Origin of the sequence: Bacillus sp. FJAT-14266, assembly GCF_001719225.1 — a bacterium.
Taxonomy (GTDB): Bacteria; Bacillota; Bacilli; order Bacillales; family Bacillaceae; genus Bacillus; species Bacillus subtilis.
The window spans coordinates 2,912,247-2,929,122 of sequence record NZ_CP017072.1 but is presented as its reverse complement, the minus strand read 5'-3'; the positions used below and the strand labels follow the sequence as shown (position 1 = coordinate 2,929,122).

The following is a 16,876-nucleotide window of genomic DNA, read 5'->3' as shown; positions in this document are numbered from 1 at the left end:
TTGTATATGAAAGGACTGAGTCGATGGAACAGATTGGATTGATTGGATATGGCAGCATGGCGGATATGATCGCCAGACAGCTGTTGAAACATGAACAAATAAAAGAGAATGAGCTATTTATTGAGACGAGAACGAAGGGGGAGCGGCTGCGGGCACTCATGTCAGATTATCCAAACGTATCGGCTGATCCGTTGGAGAATTGGGCAAATACGTGCCAATTGATTTTGATATGCGTCCCGCCGCTCCATGTCATCGAAACAATGCGCCGTCTGCACCCGTATGTGAACAGAAATACTCACATCGTATCCATAGCTGCCGGTGTGCCGCTGCGTCTTTTGGAGGCAGAAACAGAAGCCGGTATCTCACGTGTTATTCCTGCCATTACGTCCGAAGCAGAAGCTGGCATCTCACTTGTCGTTCACAGTGAAGCACTGGCTGCAGAGAAAAAAGAACGTCTGAATGAATTGTTATCGGTTTTCAGCCGTGTACGAGAAATCAAAGAATCGAATTTAGATGCGGCCAGCAATTTAACGAGCTCGGCACCGGGATTCATAGCGGCAATCTTCGAAGAGCTGGCACTGTCTGCGGTCAGAAGCAGCAGCTTGTCCAAAGAAGAAGCCTTTGATTTTCTGATTCATTCGCTATACGGAACTGGCAAGATGCTGATCGAAAAAAATATGTCTTTCGAGGAGACGCTGGAACGTGTCGCAACCAAAGGCGGAATAACGGGAGAGGGAGCTGAGGTGATACGCGCCTCTGTGCCAGACGTTTTTGATGAGGTGTTTGAAAGAACCCTGAAAAAATATGAACTGCTTACAGAACAGGTTGGTAAACAGACATGAATCCTTGAAAGAGGATTCTTTTTTTATCACTGAATGGTTGAGATTTTCCCCAGTTATATTGCATTTTTCCTCTTTTTTTAATATAATTTGTTGGAATATTCATAATTTAGTAAAAAAGGAGGAGCGTTATGAAATTGTACATGTCAGTAGATATGGAAGGTATTTCGGGTCTTCCGGACGATACCTTTGTGGATTCCGGCAAGCGGAATTATGAACGCGGACGGCTTATCATGACTGAAGAAGCAAACTACTGTATTGCTGAAGCGTTTAACAGCGGGTGTACCGAGGTGCTGGTCAATGACAGTCATTCGAAGATGAATAATCTGATGGTTGAAAAGCTTCACCCTGAAGCAGACTTGATTTCTGGTGACGTCAAACCATTTTCAATGGTGGAGGGACTGGATGATACGTTTACAGGCGCTTTGTTTCTCGGTTATCATGCGAGAGCCTCGACTCCCGGTGTCATGTCACACAGCATGATTTTCGGCGTCCGTCATTTTTACATAAACGATCGGCCTGTCGGTGAGCTTGGATTAAATGCATACGTTGCCGGTTATTATGATGTCCCGGTATTAATGGTAGCCGGGGATGACCGGGCGGCGAAGGAAGCGGAAGAGCTTATCCCGAACGTGACGACAGCCGCAGTCAAACAAACCATTTCAAGATCCGCAGTGAAGTGCTTGTCCCCTGCGAAAGCCGGACGGCTGTTGACAGAAAAAACTGCGTTTGCCCTGCAAAACAAGGACAAAGTCAAGCCGCTCACCCCGCCTGACAGGCCAGTTCTGAGCATTGAATTCGCCAATTATGGCCAAGCAGAATGGGCGAATCTGATGCCGGGAACGGAAATCAAGACGGGAACTACAACCGTTCAATTTCAGGCGAAGGACATGCTTGAAGCCTATCAGGCGATGCTTGTCATGACTGAGCTTGCGATGCGGACATCATTCTGCTAAAGGGGTGTTTTAGGCTTTGGCGCGATACATGATAAAGCGTTTTTGGGCAATGGCAGCTACAATTTTGGTGATTACCACCCTGACTTTTGTTCTCATGAAGGTCATTCCCGGATCTCCTTTTAACGAGGAGAGAGGCACAAATGAAGCCGTTCAAAAAAATCTCGAAGCCTACTATCACTTAGACGATCCTCTCATTTTCCAATACATTTTCTACTTAAAATCCATCATTACATTCGATTTCGGACCTTCAATTAAAAAACCGTCGGACAGCGTAAATGATATGCTGGAACGCGGATTTCCCGTTTCCTTTGAGCTTGGGATGACAGCGATTGTCATTGCTGTGATTTCTGGGCTGGTGCTGGGCGTAATCGCTGCACTCCGCCGCAATGGCTTTTTGGACTACGCCGCGATGAGTCTTGCAGTACTCGGCATCTCCATCCCGAATTTTATTCTGGCAACATTGCTCATTCAGCAATTTGCTGTCAATCTCAAACTATTTCCTGCTGCGACATGGACGAGCCCGATTCATATGGTGCTTCCGACCGCAGCGCTTGCTGTAGGGCCAATGGCGATCATTGCCAGGCTGACACGGTCGAGCATGGTCGAAGTTCTGACACAGGATTATATCCGCACAGCAAAAGCAAAAGGGCTTTCTCCATTCAAAATTATCGTAAAACACGCACTCAGAAATGCACTCATGCCCGTCATTACCGTCCTGGGCACACTCGTCGCCAGCATCTTAACAGGAAGCTTTGTCATTGAAAAAATCTTTGCCATTCCGGGAATGGGAAAATATTTTGTTGAAAGCATTAATCAGCGGGACTATCCCGTGATTATGGGAACGACCGTTTTTTACAGCGTCATTCTGATTATCATGCTGTTTTTGGTCGATTTGGCCTACGGTCTCTTAGACCCGCGCATTAAACTGCATAAGAAAGGGTGAAGCGTGTGAATCTCCCTGTACAAACGGATGAACGCCAGCCAGAACAGCACAATCAGGTGCCTGATGAGTGGTTTGTCTTGAATCAGGAAAAAAATCGGGAAGCCGATTCGGTCAAGCGGCCGAGTTTGTCATACACGCAGGATGCCTGGAGGAGGCTGAAAAAAAATAAATTAGCGATGGCCGGACTCTTTATTCTTTTATTTCTTTTTGTCATGGCAGTTATCGGGCCCTTTTTATCGCCCCATAGTGTCGTACGCCAATCGCTGACAGAACAAAATCTTCCGCCCTCAGCCGATCATTGGTTCGGCACCGATGAACTCGGCCGGGATGTGTTTACCCGAACATGGTATGGCGCGAGAATCTCGTTGTTTGTCGGCGTGATGGCAGCACTGATTGATTTTTTGATCGGTGTCATTTACGGAGGCGTTGCCGGCTATAAAGGCGGCAGGGTTGACAGCATTATGATGCGGATTATCGAAGTACTGTACGGCCTGCCGTACCTGCTTGTTGTCATTTTGCTGATGGTGCTCATGGGACCGGGACTGGGCACGATTATTGTGGCGCTGACTGTGACCGGGTGGGTCGGCATGGCGAGAATTGTAAGAGGCCAGGTGCTTCAGATTAAAAATTATGAATATGTACTCGCCTCGAAAACCTTTGGCGCGAAAACCTTTCGCATCATCCGAAAGAATTTGCTGCCGAATACTATGGGGGCGATCATCGTACAAATGACATTAACCGTACCTGCCGCCATATTCGCAGAATCATTTTTAAGCTTTCTCGGCCTCGGCATACAGGCTCCGTTTGCAAGTTGGGGCGTGATGGCGAATGACGGCCTGCCCACGATTTTATCTGGGCATTGGTGGCGCCTGTTTTTTCCGGCCTTTTTCATATCTCTGACGATGTACGCGTTTAATGTGCTGGGGGACGGATTGCAGGATGCGCTTGACCCTAAGCTGAGGAGGTAGCTGTATGGAAAAAGTTCTGTCAGTCCAAAATCTGCACGTGTCTTTTACGACTTACGGCGGGACGGTTCAGGCGGTCAGAGGGGTGAGCTTTGATTTGTATAAAGGAGAAACCTTTGCGATCGTCGGCGAATCCGGCTGCGGCAAAAGCGTTACCTCCCAAAGCATCATGGGCCTGCTTCCGCCTTATTCGGCGAAGGTGACAGACGGCAGCATTCTATTTAAAAACAAAGACCTTTGCCGTCTCTCTGACAAAGAAATGAGAGGTATAAGGGGAGCCGACATTTCTATGATTTTTCAAGACCCGATGACGGCGTTAAACCCTACGCTGACTGTCGGCGACCAGCTGGGGGAAGCGCTATTGCGCCACAAAAAAATGAGCAAAAAAGCGGCACGGAAAGAGGTGCTTTCCATGCTGTCATTGGTTGGTATTCCAGATCCCGAAGAGCGCCTAAAGCAATATCCCCACCAATTCAGCGGCGGCATGAGACAGCGGATTGTCATTGCGATGGCGCTGATTTGCGAGCCTGACATCTTAATTGCGGATGAACCGACCACCGCCCTGGATGTAACCATTCAGGCACAGATTTTAGAGCTGTTTAAAGAGATTCAGAGAAAAACGAATGTGTCTGTCATCCTGATTACACATGATTTAGGGGTCGTTGCCCAGGTAGCTGACAGAGTCGCAGTCATGTATGCCGGGAAAATGGCGGAAATCGGCACGAGAAAAGATATTTTTTATCAGCCGCAGCACCCTTATACAAAAGGACTGCTGGCTTCTGTCCCGCGGCTGGATTTAGATGGAGCGGAGCTGATCCCGATCGACGGAACGCCGCCGGATTTATTTTCGCCTCCGCCGGGCTGCCCGTTTGCCGCCCGCTGTCCGAACAGGATGGTTGTGTGTGACAGGGTGTACCCGGGCCAGACGATCAGATCTGACTCGCACACCGTCAACTGCTGGCTGCAGGATCAACGAGCAGAGCATGCGGTGCTGTCAGGAGATGCGAAGGATTGAACATGAAAAGGGGGAAGAGGATGAAACGAGTGAAAAAGCTATGGGGCATGGGTCTTGCATTAGGACTTTCGTTTGCGCTGATGGGGTGCACAGCAAATGAACAGGCCGGAAAAGAAGGCAGTCATGACAAGGCAAAAACCAGCGGAGAAAAGGTGCTGTATGTAAATAATGAAAATGAACCGACTTCATTCGATCCGCCGATCGGCTTTAATAATGTGTCATGGCAGCCGTTAAATAACATCATGGAGGGGCTGACGCGTCTTGGCAAAGATCATGAGCCCGAGCCGGCAATGGCGGAGAAATGGTCTGTTTCGAAAGATAATAAAACTTACACATTTACGATTCGGGAAAATGCGAAATGGACAAACGGAGATCCTGTAACAGCCGGAGACTTCGAATACGCGTGGAAGCGGATGCTTGATCCGAAAAAAGGCGCTTCATCGGCATTCCTAGGTTATTTTATTGAAGGCGGCGAAGCATATAACAGCGGGAAAGGGAAAAAAGACGATGTGAAGGTGACGGCAAAGGATGATCGAACCCTTGAAGTTACACTGGAAGCACCGCAAAAATATTTTCTGAGCGTTGTGTCCAATCCTGCGTATTTTCCGGTAAATGAAAAGGTCGATAAAGACAATCCGAAGTGGTTTGCTGAGGCAGATACATTTGTCGGAAACGGCCCGTTTAAGCTGACGGAATGGAAGCATGATGACAGCATCACAATGGAGAAAAGCGACACGTATTGGGATAAAGATACAGTGAAGCTTGATAAGGTGAAATGGGCGATGGTCAGTGACAGAAATACAGATTACCAGATGTTTCAATCAGGGGAACTTGATACCGCTTATGTCCCTGCTGAGCTGAGTGATCAGCTGCTTGATCAGGATAACGTCAATATTGTTGACCAGGCGGGTCTCTATTTCTATCGATTTAATGTCAACATGGAGCCATTCCAAAATGAAAACATCAGAAAAGCCTTTGCGATGGCTGTGGATCAAGAGGAAATTGTAAAGTACGTCACGAAAAATAATGAAAAACCGGCGCGCGCCTTTGTATCGCCTGGGTTTACGCAGCCTGACGGCAAAGATTTCCGTGAAGCAGGCGGAGACTTGATCAAGCCTAACGAAAGCAAAGCGAAGCAGCTGCTAGAAAAGGGCATGAAGGAAGAAAACTATAATAAGCTTCCTGCGATCACGCTTACTTACAGCACAAAGCCGGAGCATAAAAAGATTGCCGAAGCTATTCAGCAAAAATTGAAAAATAGCCTTGGAGTCGATGTAAAGCTGGCCAATATGGAATGGAACGTATTTTTAGAGGATCAAAAAGCGCTGAAATTCCAATTCTCTCAAAGCTCATTTTTGCCTGATTATGCGGACCCTATCAGTTTTCTGGAAGCCTTTCAAACGGGTAATTCGATGAACCGCACAGGCTGGGCCAATAAAGAATACGATCAGCTGATCAAACAGGCGAAAAATGAAGCCGATGAAAAAACACGGTTCTCTCTTATGCATCAAGCTGAAGAGCTGCTCATCAATGAAGCGCCGATCATCCCGGTTTATTTTTATAATCAGGTTCACCTGCAAAATGAACAAGTAAAGGGAATTGTCCGTCACCCTGTCGGCTATATCGACTTAAAATGGGCAGATAAAAACTGATGGCGGTGATTGAGGAAATACTGCTTCTTTATGCGAAGGAGCGGTATTTTTTCTCTTTCTTGCACGTATACGTAGGGTGCAGAGCAAATGAAAGGAGTGTTTTCGTTGAATTACAAGCCGAAAGCGTTGAACAAGGGTGATACAGTCGGAGTGATCGCGCCCGCAAGTCCGCCGGATCCAAAAAAGCTTGACACCGCGCTTTTATATTTAGAAGAGCTCGGTCTTCAGGTGAAGTTGGGCAAGGCGCTGAAAAACCAGCACGGCTATTTAGCGGGACAGGATGATGAGCGGCTGGCGGATCTCCATGAGATGTTCAGAGACGATGAGGTAAAAGCAGTGTTGTGCGCATGCGGGGGTTTTGGGACAGGACGTATCGCCGCGGGCATTGATTTCAGCTTGATCCGCAAACACCCTAAAATCTTTTGGGGATACAGCGATATTACGTTTTTACATACTGCCATTCATCAAAACACAGGTCTTGTCACTTTCCATGGCCCGATGCTCAGCACGGATATTGGCCTTGACGACGTTCACCCGCTGACAAAAGCGTCATATAAGCAGCTCTTCCAGGAGACGGAATTCACCTATACAGAAGAGCTTTCTCCGCTGACCGAGCTTGTTCCTGGAAAAGCGGAAGGCGAGCTTGTCGGGGGAAATCTGTCTTTGCTGACGTCTACACTGGGCACGCCATTTGAAATTGATACGAGAGGAAAGCTTCTGTTTATTGAAGATATTGACGAGGAGCCTTATCAAATCGACCGGATGCTGAATCAGCTGAAAATGGGGGGGAAGCTGACGGACGCGGCGGGAATTCTAGTTTGTGATTTTCACAATTGTGTCCCGGTGAAGCGAGAGAAGTCTCTCTCGCTTGAGCAGGTGCTGGAAGACTATATTATTTCTGCGGGCAGGCCTGCTCTGAGAGGATTTAAAATCGGCCACTGCTCGCCAAGTATTGCCGTTCCGATCGGTGCGAAAGCTGCTATGAATACAGCAGAAAAAACAGCCGTAATAGAGGCGGGCGTTTCAGAAGGGGCGCTGAAGACATGAAAATCATTCGAATCGAAACAAGCCGAATCGCTGTCCCGCTGACAAAGCCGTTTAAAACCGCACTTCGCACTGTGTATACGGCTGAATCAGTCATAGTAAGGATTACTTATGACAGCGGTGCAGTCGGATGGGGAGAAGCACCCCCGACGTTAGTGATTACAGGAGACAGCATGGATAGCATTGAAAGTGCCATCCACCATGTGTTGAAGCCGGCATTGCTTGGAAAAAGCCTGGCGGGCTATGAGGCCATTCTGCACGACATCCAGCATCTTCTTACAGGAAATATGAGCGCGAAGGCTGCTGTAGAAATGGCTCTATACGACGGCTGGGCGCAGATGTGCGGGCTGCCGCTTTATCAAATGCTTGGCGGATATCGAGATACGCTGGAAACAGATTATACTGTCAGTGTCAACTCACCTGAAGAGATGGCAGCTGATGCCGAGAATTATCTCAAACAAGGCTTTCAAACGCTGAAAATAAAGGTCGGAAAAGATGATATTGCAACAGATATCGCCCGTATCCAGGAAATCAGAAAACGTGTCGGATCAGCTGTGAAACTGCGTTTAGACGCTAATCAGGGGTGGAGGCCGAAGGAAGCGGTAACTGCCATTCGGAAAATGGAGGATGCGGGTCTAGGCATTGAGCTTGTCGAGCAGCCTGTCCATAAAGATGATCTCGCTGGGCTTAAAAAGGTGACAGATGCAACAGATACGCCGATTATGGCTGATGAAAGTGTTTTTACACCGCGCCAGGCGTTCGAAGTTCTGCAAACCCGGAGCGCAGACTTGATCAATATTAAATTGATGAAAGCGGGCGGCATCAGCGGAGCAGAGAAAATTAATGCCATGGCGGAGGCCTGCGGGGTGGAGTGTATGGTCGGCAGCATGATCGAAACGAAGCTGGGCATTACGGCCGCGGCGCATTTTGCGGCAAGCAAGAGAAACATCACACGCTTTGATTTTGACGCGCCGTTGATGCTGAAAACAGATGTATTCAAAGGCGGCATAACATATAGCGGCAGCACGGTTTCGATGCCTGGCAAACCGGGCCTCGGAATCACCGGGACTGCGCTTTTGAAAGGGGAAAAAGAGCAATGATGCACACTGTCATATCAGCAGTGGCCAACATCTGGACAGCGCCTGTTTCACCGCGTCCGTCTGATCAATTCATGCTTCAACCGACTGTAAGGATCAGAGACTGGCTGGAGCGCATGACGTATGATGAACGGCTTGGATTATGTACAGACAATGTAATCCAAACTCAGGTTCTCTTTGGCGAAAAGGTACTTGTGACAGCGGAACAGGAGGAATGGGTTTCTGTGATCGTGCCTAGCCAGCCATCCCGAAAGGATCCGCGCGGATACCCGGGCTGGATGAAAAAGAACCAGCTGGAAAAAACAAAGCCCATCCATACACAACACGATGTGATGATCAGCAAACCTGCTGCCTTTTTGTACAGAAGCAATGGGGAAAAGGAGATCGAATTAAGCTTTTTGACGGTTCTCCCCTTCATTGCAAAAGAAAACGGATATTTTAAGGTTTCGACTGTTTTGGGAGAAAGGTTTGTGAAGCAAAGTGATGCAGTGCCTGTCAGCCAACAGAAAGGGACTGCTGAAGACATCATTCAAACGGGTGCGTTTTTCCTTGGCCTTCCCTACCTGTGGGGAGGGATCAGCGGGTTTGGGTTTGATTGCTCCGGATTTATGTACAGTATATTTAAGGCGAATGGATACAGCATCCCCCGTGATGCGGGAGATCAGGCTAAGGCGGGGAAGGGTGTCCCGCTTGATGATATGAAAGCCGGTGACCTGCTGTTTTTTGCTTATGAGGAAGGAAAAGGAGCGATTCATCACGTCGGTCTGTATGTAGGCGGCGGGAAAATGCTTCATTCTCCAAAGACAGGAAAATCAATCGAAATCCTCACATTAAAAGAGACAATCTATGAAAAAGAACTTTGTGCGGTGCGCCGCTGTTTTTCAGAATAAGGAGGGAGACAAATGACGCCACTGCCTTTGTTAGAGGTCAGCCAGCTGAAAATGCATTTTGACGCAGGGAAAAAGCGGACAGTCAAAGCCGTCGACGGGGTCACCTTTCAGATTCGTGAAGGAGAAACGTTCGGGCTAGTCGGGGAATCAGGGTGCGGGAAATCAACCTTGGGGAGAGTGCTGATGCGCCTTTATCAGCCGACAGAAGGAAGCGTGACATACCGCGGCACAAATCTTCATGCACTAAGTGAAAAAGAGCAGTTTGCCTTCAACCGCAAACTGCAGATGATTTTTCAGGACCCTTATGCTTCACTTAACCCGCGCATGACCGTTCGAGAAATTATTTTGGAGCCGATGGAGATTCACAATCTCTACAATACCCATAAAGCGCGGCTTCTCGTCGTGGACGAGCTGCTTGAGGCAGTTGGGCTTCATCCCGATTTTGGCAGCCGTTATCCGCATGAATTCAGCGGCGGGCAAAGGCAAAGAATCGGGATTGCGAGAGCACTGTCGCTGAATCCTGAATTTATCGTGGCGGACGAACCGATTTCTGCACTTGATGTCTCTGTTCAAGCGCAGGTGGTCAACCTGCTGAAGCGGCTTCAAAAAGAGAAAGGGCTAACGTTTTTATTCATTGCCCATGATCTTTCGATGGTGAAGCATATCAGTGACAGGATCGGTGTTATGTACTTAGGGCACATGATGGAAATTACAGAGAGCGGCACCTTGTATCGTGAACCGCTTCATCCCTATACAAAGGCGCTTTTGTCCTCGATTCCGATTCCGGATCCTGAATTGGAGGACAAGCGTGAGCGTATTCTCTTGAAAGGGGAGCTGCCGAGCCCAGTGAATCCGCCGAGCGGCTGCGTGTTTCGGACCCGCTGTCCGGAGGCGATGCCTGAATGTGGAGAATCTCGTCCCCAGCTTCAAGAAATCGAACCCGGCCGTTTTGTCGCTTGCCATCTGTATCGAAATGCTGAAACGAAGGAAAAAGTGAGATAAATAAAAAGAGTGGCTCCTTTTTACTAGAGCCACTCCATTTGTTTATACTTGATGTAAAAACTTTACACAAACCGGGTAAGGGACAGAAACCGTTGATGGGAGGAGTGTCAATCGGCCGGTTTCTTTGTCTCTTTCAAACAAGACAAGGTTGCCTGTTTCTTCATTTGAAGCAACGAGGAACCCTTCCGTTGGGTCAAATACAAAGTCACGAGGCCAGTTTCCTTCTGTCGACACTCTTTCTACGAAAGCCAGCTCTCCTGAATATTGATTCACTTCAAATACGGCGATACTGTCATGGCCGCGGTTTGCGACATAAACAAAACGTCCGTCCTGCGTGACATGAATTGCGCTTCCCTGGCTGTTATCTGTAAAATCATCAGGGATGGCAGAAACGACTTGGATTTCTCTAAATTCGCCGGCTGTCGGGTTGTATTCAAGCGCAATCACTTCATTGCTTAATTCTGTCACGACATAAGCGTATTTTTCTTTCGGATGAAAAGCGATATGGCGAGGTCCTGCACCGGGAGCGAAGGAATGGCTTCCGGATTCAGTCAATACGCCGCCTTTCAGCTTATAGGTGTACAGCTTATCTATACCTAAATCAACCGCTACCACATAATTGTGTTCAGGTGTGAACCCTGCGTAGTGTGTATGCGGTTTTTCTTGTCTTTCGTGCGGCCCTTTTCCTGTGTGAGCGGCCTCTGAAACAGGTGATTGCAAGCTGCCGTCTTCCTGAACCGGAAAAACGTGTACCTTCCCGCTGTGATAATTGGCAGTCAGGACGAATTGATTTTGATCATCAATGCTTACGTGGCATGGCGAAGGGCCATCAATTAACTGATGATTCAGAAATGTCAACTCGCCGCTGTTTTTATCGATTTGATAGGCAGCAACTCCGCCTTGGCCGTCTGCTTTTTCGATGGAATAAAGGATGGTGTTGTTTTTATTCGGCGCCACATATGTCGGGTTGCCCAGCTTAGCGGCCAGCTTTGGCTCGCTGAGTGCTTTTTTCTCAGTATCAAGCTCAAATGAATAAATTCCTTCGCTTCCGCCTTTTGTATATGTTCCCACATATCCTATGTATTTTGTCATGCGATTTCCCCCTTAAAAATGATGTCACCTCTATATTAACGTATCTTGATAAAATAAGCTGTTCAAAACATGAAAAAGGGGAAGATTCTTCATTCGCCTCGAATCAGCGGCATTGTGCAGCACCTGAAGGAGCCGCCTGATTTAATAATTTCTGACAGGTCAATTTCGATAATGTGATAGCCTCTTTTCGATAGCTGTTGATTGACATGGCGGTTGCCAGGGAGACTGATGATCGTTTTTTTTCCGATTGAAAGGACGTTGGTGCCAAGCGTAAATTGTTCGTCCTCGGGCACCTCAATAAGATCATAACGTTTTGCCAGCATATCGGCTGCATCTGGCTCAATGGCCTGTGGATAAATTAACGCTTCGCTTTCAGATACAATGTTAAATACGCAGTCCAAATGCAAAAATTTTTCATGAAGCTTCACTGGAACGATCGTATATTCAGGAAGTGCCTCTTCCAGCTGGCCGATAGCTGAAATGTCGGTGCGCTGGCTGATTCCGACATAGACAATGTCATCATCGATAATGACGTCTCCGCCTTCAATACTCGTATCAAGCATGCGGGTGTAAGAGATACCTTGGCTGTGAAAAAAATCTTTTATAACGGCTTCTTCTCCTTGGCGAATCGGTTCAGTCATGCTTGACAGAAAGGCTTTTTCTCCGATGACAAATCCTATATCCCTAGTAAAAACCTGCTCTGGTAGTCCGTCGCGAACGGGCAAAAGGACGACCTCAACGTTGTGTGACCTAAGTGCCTCCACTAAGCGGCTGTGCTGGTCGTTAGCGGTTTTTACATGAATATTGTCATCTTCAAAATGTTTTTGTGTTTCGTTTATAACATCTTTTATGGTCATGTGCTCAGGTTTGCATAAGATCACTTTTTGAAGTGTGCCGTATTCCGTTCGGCATACCGTTTTGTGCTGAGATTTCGGGATGGATACGTCCATTTGTTTTTCCTCCTAAAGTGTGAAGAATACATTTATTATTCCCTCATCATGAAAATCATTAAACCATTTTAAATTTTAGACAAATGGAAGAGAATATTGTTTAATAGGAGAATATAAGTGCATTTAGCTAAAAGATCAGACATCAAAGGGGAGAAAGGTATGGAAACACCGGAAACAAGATTTTGTAAAGAGTCAAAGGTTGTGAAAACCAGCAGGGTGTTCCCGCTTGACACGAACAACCATAATACGCTGTTTGGCGGAAAATTAATGAGCTACATAGACGACATTGCCTCTATTTCAGCGGCGCGCCATTGCAGACGTGAAACGGTAACAGCTTCAATGGATTCTGTAGATTTTTTAAAGCCGATCGGGCAAAAGGATTCTGTCTGCCTAGAGTCATATGTGACATGGGTCGGCACATCTTCCATGGAAGTATTTGTGAAAGTTATTAAGGAGCATTTGATGACTGGCGAACGGGAACTCGCTGCCACATCCTTTTTGACATTTGTCGCATTAGATTCAAATGGCAAGCCGGTGCCTGTACCGAGGATTGTACCGGAAACAGAAGAAGAAATCATGCTGCATAATACAGCTGTACAGCGTGCTAATGAACGTAAGAACCGCAAGAAACACAGCCAGGCGCTTGCGAATGCGCTTGGAACTGATAAGCCTTGGTGAACGTTAAACCCAAAACATAAGTTGTTTTGGGTTTTTTTTTGTACTTTTCAATGGTGATTATTGCAATGGTTAGTCCGTTTTTGCTAGGGGATTCTATAAAAAAGCAACAAATGTCATGTTAAATTGATAATTTTGTGACAACTTTATTAAAGATTCATTTTAGATATATCTTTTATTCGTAAGATCATGTATTTTAAAGATATATTATGAATACATCTTTTCGAAAGGATTGTTTATAAAATGTTAGATAACAAAACAATCGAAATTATTAAAAGCACTGTACCCGTATTGCAACAGCATGGAGAAACAATCACTGGCCGTTTTTACGATCGGATGTTTCAAGACCATCCAGAGCTTTTGAACATTTTTAATCAAACAAACCAAAAGAAAAAAACACAGCGAACTGCACTGGCAAATGCCGTTATTGCAGCTGCGGCAAACATTGACCAATTAGGAAACATCATTCCGGTTGTCAAACAAATCGGCCACAAGCACCGCAGTATCGGAATTAAGCCTGAGCACTACCCAATCGTCGGTAAATATTTGCTGATTGCGATTAAAGATGTATTGGGAGACGCTGCAACTCCTGACATTATGCAGGCATGGGAAAAAGCGTACGGAGTCATTGCTGACGCGTTCATCGGAATTGAAAAAGACATGTATGAACAGGCTGAAGAGCAAGCCGGCGGCTGGAAGGAGTATAAGCCATTCGTTATCGCAAAAAAAGAGCGGGAAAGCAAAGAAATTACATCCTTCTATTTGAAACCGGAAGACGGCAAGCCGTTACCTGAATTCCAAGCAGGGCAATATATCAGCATCAAAGTGCGGATTCCTGATTCTGAATATACGCATATCCGCCAGTACAGCCTGTCTGATATGCCGGGAAAAGACTATTATCGAATTTCAGTGAAGAAAGATGGTGTCGTGTCTTCCTACTTACACGATGGGCAGCAGGAGGGAGATTCAATAGAGATCAGCGCACCGGCAGGGGACTTTGTTTTAGATCATGCATCACAAAAAGATCTCGTTTTGATCAGTGCCGGAGTTGGCATTACACCAATGATCAGCATGCTGAAAACATCTGTTTCCAAACAGCCTGAACGGCAAATTCTGTTCATTCATGCGGCGAAAAACAGTGAATATCATGCATTGCGCCATGAAGTAGAAGAAGCAGCAGCAAAACATTCTGCTGTTAAAACAGCATTTGTGTATCGCGAGCCGGCAGAGGAAGACCGTGCAGGTGATCTGCATTTTCATGAAGGACAGATTGATCAGCAATTCCTCAAAGAACTGATTGCCAACACAGATGCGGATTACTATATTTGCGGTTCACCGTCGTTTATTACGGCAATGCATAAGCTTGTATCAGAGCTCGGATCAGCGCCGGAATCTATCCATTACGAGCTATTCGGCCCGCAATTAAGTTTGGCCCAGTCCGTTTGAACACATACATGAAACTCTTCTCCTTTCAGAGAAGAGTGTTTTATTGAGATATAAGAAGGTAGACAAGCGCCGGTTTCTACATCCGGACAATCACAGACCCGCCGCCATTTGTGCATACACGGTTTTGCTGTTCTTGCATTGTTCTCAGCAATTCATTGTTTACCTCAATTGCTCTAATTAGTTGCTCCATCCTTAGCTCTAAAGCGGCCAGCCTGTCGATTGTTTGCTGCTGGTAGCCCTCGGGTTGGGGAGCCAATGGCAGATCAAAGGGTATTCGACTTCTGATTTTTCATATTGCGTATTGCGCCTCCAATCGGTGTCACTTTCTATTGTGTTATGTTCAGTCGATGTGCACGTTCGCCTAGACACTGATGCATAGAGGGCCTGCCACGGGGCACAATAGGCTCAATATGACCAGCGGATGGAGGTATAGATCGGTGTTATGGATGATATGGGTATTTTTACTGAAGCCAGTTATCGTATTTTCGATTGCATATATTTTATTTCGGCTTGCCGGTAAAAAAGCTGTGTCACAAATGAACAATTTTGATCTGCTTTTGACCTTCGCAATCGGAACCATTATCAGTGAGCCGATCCTTACATCCAAGCTGCCGATGTCAATTTATTATGCGGGTGCTTTTTTGGTGCTTTATCTTATCATGAGCAAGCTCTCTTTATCTAATAAATGGCGATGGCTCCTAGTCGTGAGCCCGACTGTCCTAATCCGAAACGGGGATATTGATGAACGCGGCCTTCGTAAAGAAAGGCTGACTGTTAATGAACTGCTCGGAAAGCTGAGGGAAAAGGGCTATGCCGACCCGGCTGACATTGATCTTGCTATCATTGAAGAAACGGGAGAAGTAAGCGTCATCCCGAAAGAGGAAGCGAGAGCGGTGCAGGTGCGGGATTTGAATATGGAAGCTGAACGGAATTTTATCCCGATTCCGCTCATACTGGATGGCGAAATCCTTGATCATAATTTGAAATATCTCCAAAAAAACCGATCCTGGCTGTTTGAGAAGCTTGAGGAAAAAGGGTACAGCCCCAAACTGCTGTCTTCGGTTACCCTTGGCACGATGAATGCACGGGGTGATATATCCCTTGATTTAAATACCGCTAATGAACCGCAGCATGATCCTTACTTATATAAACCGGGAAATAACAATTAAGATGGCTCTCTCTTGTAATGAGAGCTTTTTTCTTTTTTAAAGGGAATTTTTGTTTGGTGTCAAATGTACCTAGTTAGGAGGGGAACTGAACATGAAGGACTTATCCATAAGAAACGACATGGCGCCAACGGTCAGTTTGCTGTATTCCGCAGTGGAAGAAAACAGTCTCCGTCTGGCTTCCATCGTAAGCCATATGACACACAGTGAACTTTACTATAAGGGGCGCTGCCAAACAAAAAACAGCACGGCTCAGCTTTTGCACCATATCACAAATGTTGATATCAGATGGGTCTGGCGTATCAAGGAAAATCGGATACCGGACCATATTGAACAGGCATACGGCCCGATGACAGATGAAAGCGGACGGCTGCCTGAACCGGTGAATCAGCCAGACTTAGATGAACTCCTGAAAAGACATCAGCATGTAGTAGACGAGCTGAAATCGGTATGCTTCACTTTAACTGAAAATGCTTTGAACCAGCCGCTTTCCTTCGAAGGTGACACCGCGACGATACGATGGGGAATTTGGCATATGGCAGATCATAACCGCTATCATCAGGCACATATTGAAGCTCTCAAAAAAGAATGGAAGCAGGATGTGGCGAAGTATGAATGCTAAAACGAAGCTTGTGACTGATCGAATTCGTTTGCGCTGTATGGAAGATCGGGATCAAGCCACTTTGTTTGGGCTGCTTTTTAATGATCCTGACGTCATGACATATTATTCCGGTTTAAAAGATAAGAGGCAAATCCGCGAGTGGGTCAATTGGAACCAACGAAATGAAAAAGGGTACGGCGTTAGTCTGTGGATCGCCGAAGATAAGCGGACAGGGGAGTTTTTGGGGCAATGCGGCATCGTTCCCCAGCAGATCGAAAATCAAACCGTAATGGAAATTGGATATATGTTTGCCCGCCGCCACTGGGGGAACGGCTATGCGCAAGAAGCGGCTCGGGCTTGTCTGGACTATGGCTTTAACGAGCGGCAGTTCGGCAAAATGACGGCTTTGATTGATCCGGGTAACAAAGCGTCCATACGGGTAGCGGAGAAAATCGGCATGCATTACAGCAAAACGATCAGAAAATGGAATAAACCGATCGCGGTATATGAAAGAAAATCTTACAATTGAAAGATAGAGCTCAG

General features: G+C 46.6%; 17 protein-coding genes and 1 pseudogene. 15 read left to right on the top strand and 3 right to left on the bottom strand.

Annotated elements, in window-relative coordinates; translation table 11 throughout:
- Positions 1–23: 23 nt before the first annotated feature.
- The 10 genes from proG to BGM23_RS15030 all read left to right on the top strand — a co-directional run bounded on the left by proG (position 24) and on the right by BGM23_RS15030 (position 10,403).
- Positions 24–842, top strand: coding sequence for a pyrroline-5-carboxylate reductase ProG (proG, locus tag BGM23_RS15075; RefSeq protein WP_029727042.1), 819 nt, complete (start codon positions 24–26; stop codon positions 840–842).
- Positions 843–970: 128 nt separating this feature from the next.
- Complete coding sequence (gene dppA / locus BGM23_RS15070) at positions 971–1,795, top strand: D-aminopeptidase DppA (RefSeq protein ID WP_014479576.1); 825 nt, start codon at positions 971–973, stop codon at positions 1,793–1,795.
- A gap of 16 nt (positions 1,796–1,811) precedes the next feature.
- Complete coding sequence (gene dppB / locus BGM23_RS15065; protein WP_003245446.1) at positions 1,812–2,738, top strand: dipeptide ABC transporter permease DppB; 927 nt, start codon at positions 1,812–1,814, stop codon at positions 2,736–2,738.
- A 5-nt stretch (positions 2,739–2,743) separates the two neighbouring features.
- Positions 2,744–3,706 carry a dipeptide ABC transporter permease DppC gene (dppC, locus tag BGM23_RS15060; RefSeq protein WP_029727041.1) on the top strand — a complete coding sequence of 321 codons (963 nt, stop codon included), beginning with the start codon at positions 2,744–2,746 and terminating at the stop codon, positions 3,704–3,706.
- A 4-nt stretch (positions 3,707–3,710) separates the two neighbouring features.
- Entirely contained in the window at positions 3,711–4,718 is a 1,008-nt protein-coding gene (gene dppD, locus BGM23_RS15055; RefSeq protein ID WP_029727040.1) for a dipeptide ABC transporter ATP-binding subunit DppD, read from the top strand.
- Positions 4,719–4,720: 2 nt separating this feature from the next.
- Complete coding sequence (gene dppE, locus BGM23_RS15050) at positions 4,721–6,370, top strand: dipeptide ABC transporter substrate-binding protein DppE (RefSeq protein ID WP_072174130.1); 1,650 nt, start codon at positions 4,721–4,723, stop codon at positions 6,368–6,370.
- Positions 6,371–6,457: 87 nt separating this feature from the next.
- Positions 6,458–7,417, top strand: coding sequence for a S66 peptidase family protein (locus BGM23_RS15045; protein WP_046664108.1), 960 nt, complete (start codon positions 6,458–6,460; stop codon positions 7,415–7,417).
- On the top strand, positions 7,414–8,514 hold the full coding sequence (gene ykfB / locus BGM23_RS15040) for an L-Ala-D/L-Glu epimerase (protein WP_029727038.1): 1,101 nt from the start codon (positions 7,414–7,416) through the stop codon (positions 8,512–8,514). The genes BGM23_RS15045 and ykfB overlap by 4 nt, the downstream gene beginning before the upstream one ends.
- A complete protein-coding gene (gene eepC, locus BGM23_RS15035; RefSeq protein ID WP_019712468.1) occupies positions 8,511–9,401 on the top strand; it encodes a gamma-D-glutamyl-L-lysine dipeptidyl-peptidase in 891 nt (296 codons plus the stop codon). Before ykfB ends, eepC begins: the two co-directional genes overlap by 4 nt.
- Before the next feature lie 12 nt (positions 9,402–9,413).
- Entirely contained in the window at positions 9,414–10,403 is a 990-nt protein-coding gene (locus BGM23_RS15030; protein ID WP_003232600.1) for an ABC transporter ATP-binding protein, read from the top strand.
- 42 nt (positions 10,404–10,445) lie between these two features.
- On the opposite strand, the gene pgl is transcribed toward BGM23_RS15030, so the two are convergent.
- Positions 10,446–11,495 (bottom strand): 6-phosphogluconolactonase, encoded by a 1,050-nt coding sequence (pgl, locus tag BGM23_RS15025; RefSeq protein WP_046664112.1) that lies wholly within the window; start codon positions 11,493–11,495, stop codon positions 10,446–10,448.
- A gap of 89 nt (positions 11,496–11,584) precedes the next feature.
- Positions 11,585–12,445: a dimethylarginine dimethylaminohydrolase family protein gene (locus BGM23_RS15020; protein ID WP_003232597.1), complete on the bottom strand. Its 861-nt coding sequence runs from the start codon at positions 12,443–12,445 to the stop codon at positions 11,585–11,587.
- Between the two features lie 159 nt (positions 12,446–12,604).
- Here BGM23_RS15020 and BGM23_RS15015 point away from each other — a divergent pair, with 159 nt between their 5' ends.
- A complete protein-coding gene (locus BGM23_RS15015) occupies positions 12,605–13,123 on the top strand; it encodes an acyl-CoA thioesterase (protein WP_029727036.1) in 519 nt (172 codons plus the stop codon).
- A gap of 240 nt (positions 13,124–13,363) precedes the next feature.
- Positions 13,364–14,566 carry an NO-inducible flavohemoprotein gene (gene hmpA / locus BGM23_RS15010; protein ID WP_029727035.1) on the top strand — a complete coding sequence of 401 codons (1,203 nt, stop codon included), beginning with the start codon at positions 13,364–13,366 and terminating at the stop codon, positions 14,564–14,566.
- 76 nt (positions 14,567–14,642) lie between these two features.
- On the opposite strand, the pseudogene BGM23_RS15005 reads toward hmpA, so the two are convergent.
- Positions 14,643–14,859: pseudogene (locus BGM23_RS15005) on the bottom strand (hypothetical protein).
- Positions 14,860–15,003: 144 nt separating this feature from the next.
- Between BGM23_RS15005 and BGM23_RS15000 the strand changes: the two are divergent.
- From BGM23_RS15000 to BGM23_RS14990, 3 genes are all read left to right on the top strand, one after another.
- On the top strand, positions 15,004–15,735 hold the full coding sequence (locus BGM23_RS15000) for a DUF421 domain-containing protein (protein WP_029727034.1): 732 nt from the start codon (positions 15,004–15,006) through the stop codon (positions 15,733–15,735).
- 91 nt (positions 15,736–15,826) lie between these two features.
- The gene (locus BGM23_RS14995; protein WP_029727033.1) at positions 15,827–16,354 is read left to right on the top strand and encodes a DinB family protein; all 528 of its coding nucleotides are present in this window, start codon (positions 15,827–15,829) and stop codon (positions 16,352–16,354) included.
- On the top strand, positions 16,344–16,862 hold the full coding sequence (locus BGM23_RS14990; RefSeq protein ID WP_029727032.1) for a GNAT family N-acetyltransferase: 519 nt from the start codon (positions 16,344–16,346) through the stop codon (positions 16,860–16,862). Before BGM23_RS14995 ends, BGM23_RS14990 begins: the two co-directional genes overlap by 11 nt.
- The last annotated feature ends 14 nt before the right edge of the window (positions 16,863–16,876 follow it).

Excerpts from the sequence above, each read along its gene's own strand:
- pgl (WP_046664112.1), bottom strand. The coding sequence starts at position 11,495 with ATGACAAAATACATAGGATATGTGGGAACATATACAAAAGGCGGAAGC.
- dppD (WP_029727040.1), top strand. The coding sequence starts at position 3,711 with ATGGAAAAAGTTCTGTCAGTCCAAAATCTGCACGTGTCTTTTACGACT.
- BGM23_RS15045 (WP_046664108.1), top strand. The coding sequence starts at position 6,458 with ATGAAAGGAGTGTTTTCGTTGAATTACAAGCCGAAAGCGTTGAACAAG.
- dppA (WP_014479576.1), top strand. The coding sequence starts at position 971 with ATGAAATTGTACATGTCAGTAGATATGGAAGGTATTTCGGGTCTTCCG.
- ykfB (WP_029727038.1), top strand. The coding sequence starts at position 7,414 with ATGAAAATCATTCGAATCGAAACAAGCCGAATCGCTGTCCCGCTGACA.
- hmpA (WP_029727035.1), top strand. The coding sequence starts at position 13,364 with ATGTTAGATAACAAAACAATCGAAATTATTAAAAGCACTGTACCCGTA.
- BGM23_RS15020 (WP_003232597.1), bottom strand. The coding sequence starts at position 12,445 with ATGGACGTATCCATCCCGAAATCTCAGCACAAAACGGTATGCCGAACG.
- BGM23_RS15015 (WP_029727036.1), top strand. The coding sequence starts at position 12,605 with ATGGAAACACCGGAAACAAGATTTTGTAAAGAGTCAAAGGTTGTGAAA.
- eepC (WP_019712468.1), top strand. The coding sequence starts at position 8,511 with ATGATGCACACTGTCATATCAGCAGTGGCCAACATCTGGACAGCGCCT.
- BGM23_RS15030 (WP_003232600.1), top strand. The coding sequence starts at position 9,414 with ATGACGCCACTGCCTTTGTTAGAGGTCAGCCAGCTGAAAATGCATTTT.
- proG (WP_029727042.1), top strand. The coding sequence starts at position 24 with ATGGAACAGATTGGATTGATTGGATATGGCAGCATGGCGGATATGATC.
- BGM23_RS14990 (WP_029727032.1), top strand. The coding sequence starts at position 16,344 with ATGAATGCTAAAACGAAGCTTGTGACTGATCGAATTCGTTTGCGCTGT.
- BGM23_RS14995 (WP_029727033.1), top strand. The coding sequence starts at position 15,827 with ATGAAGGACTTATCCATAAGAAACGACATGGCGCCAACGGTCAGTTTG.
- dppE (WP_072174130.1), top strand. The coding sequence starts at position 4,721 with ATGAAAAGGGGGAAGAGGATGAAACGAGTGAAAAAGCTATGGGGCATG.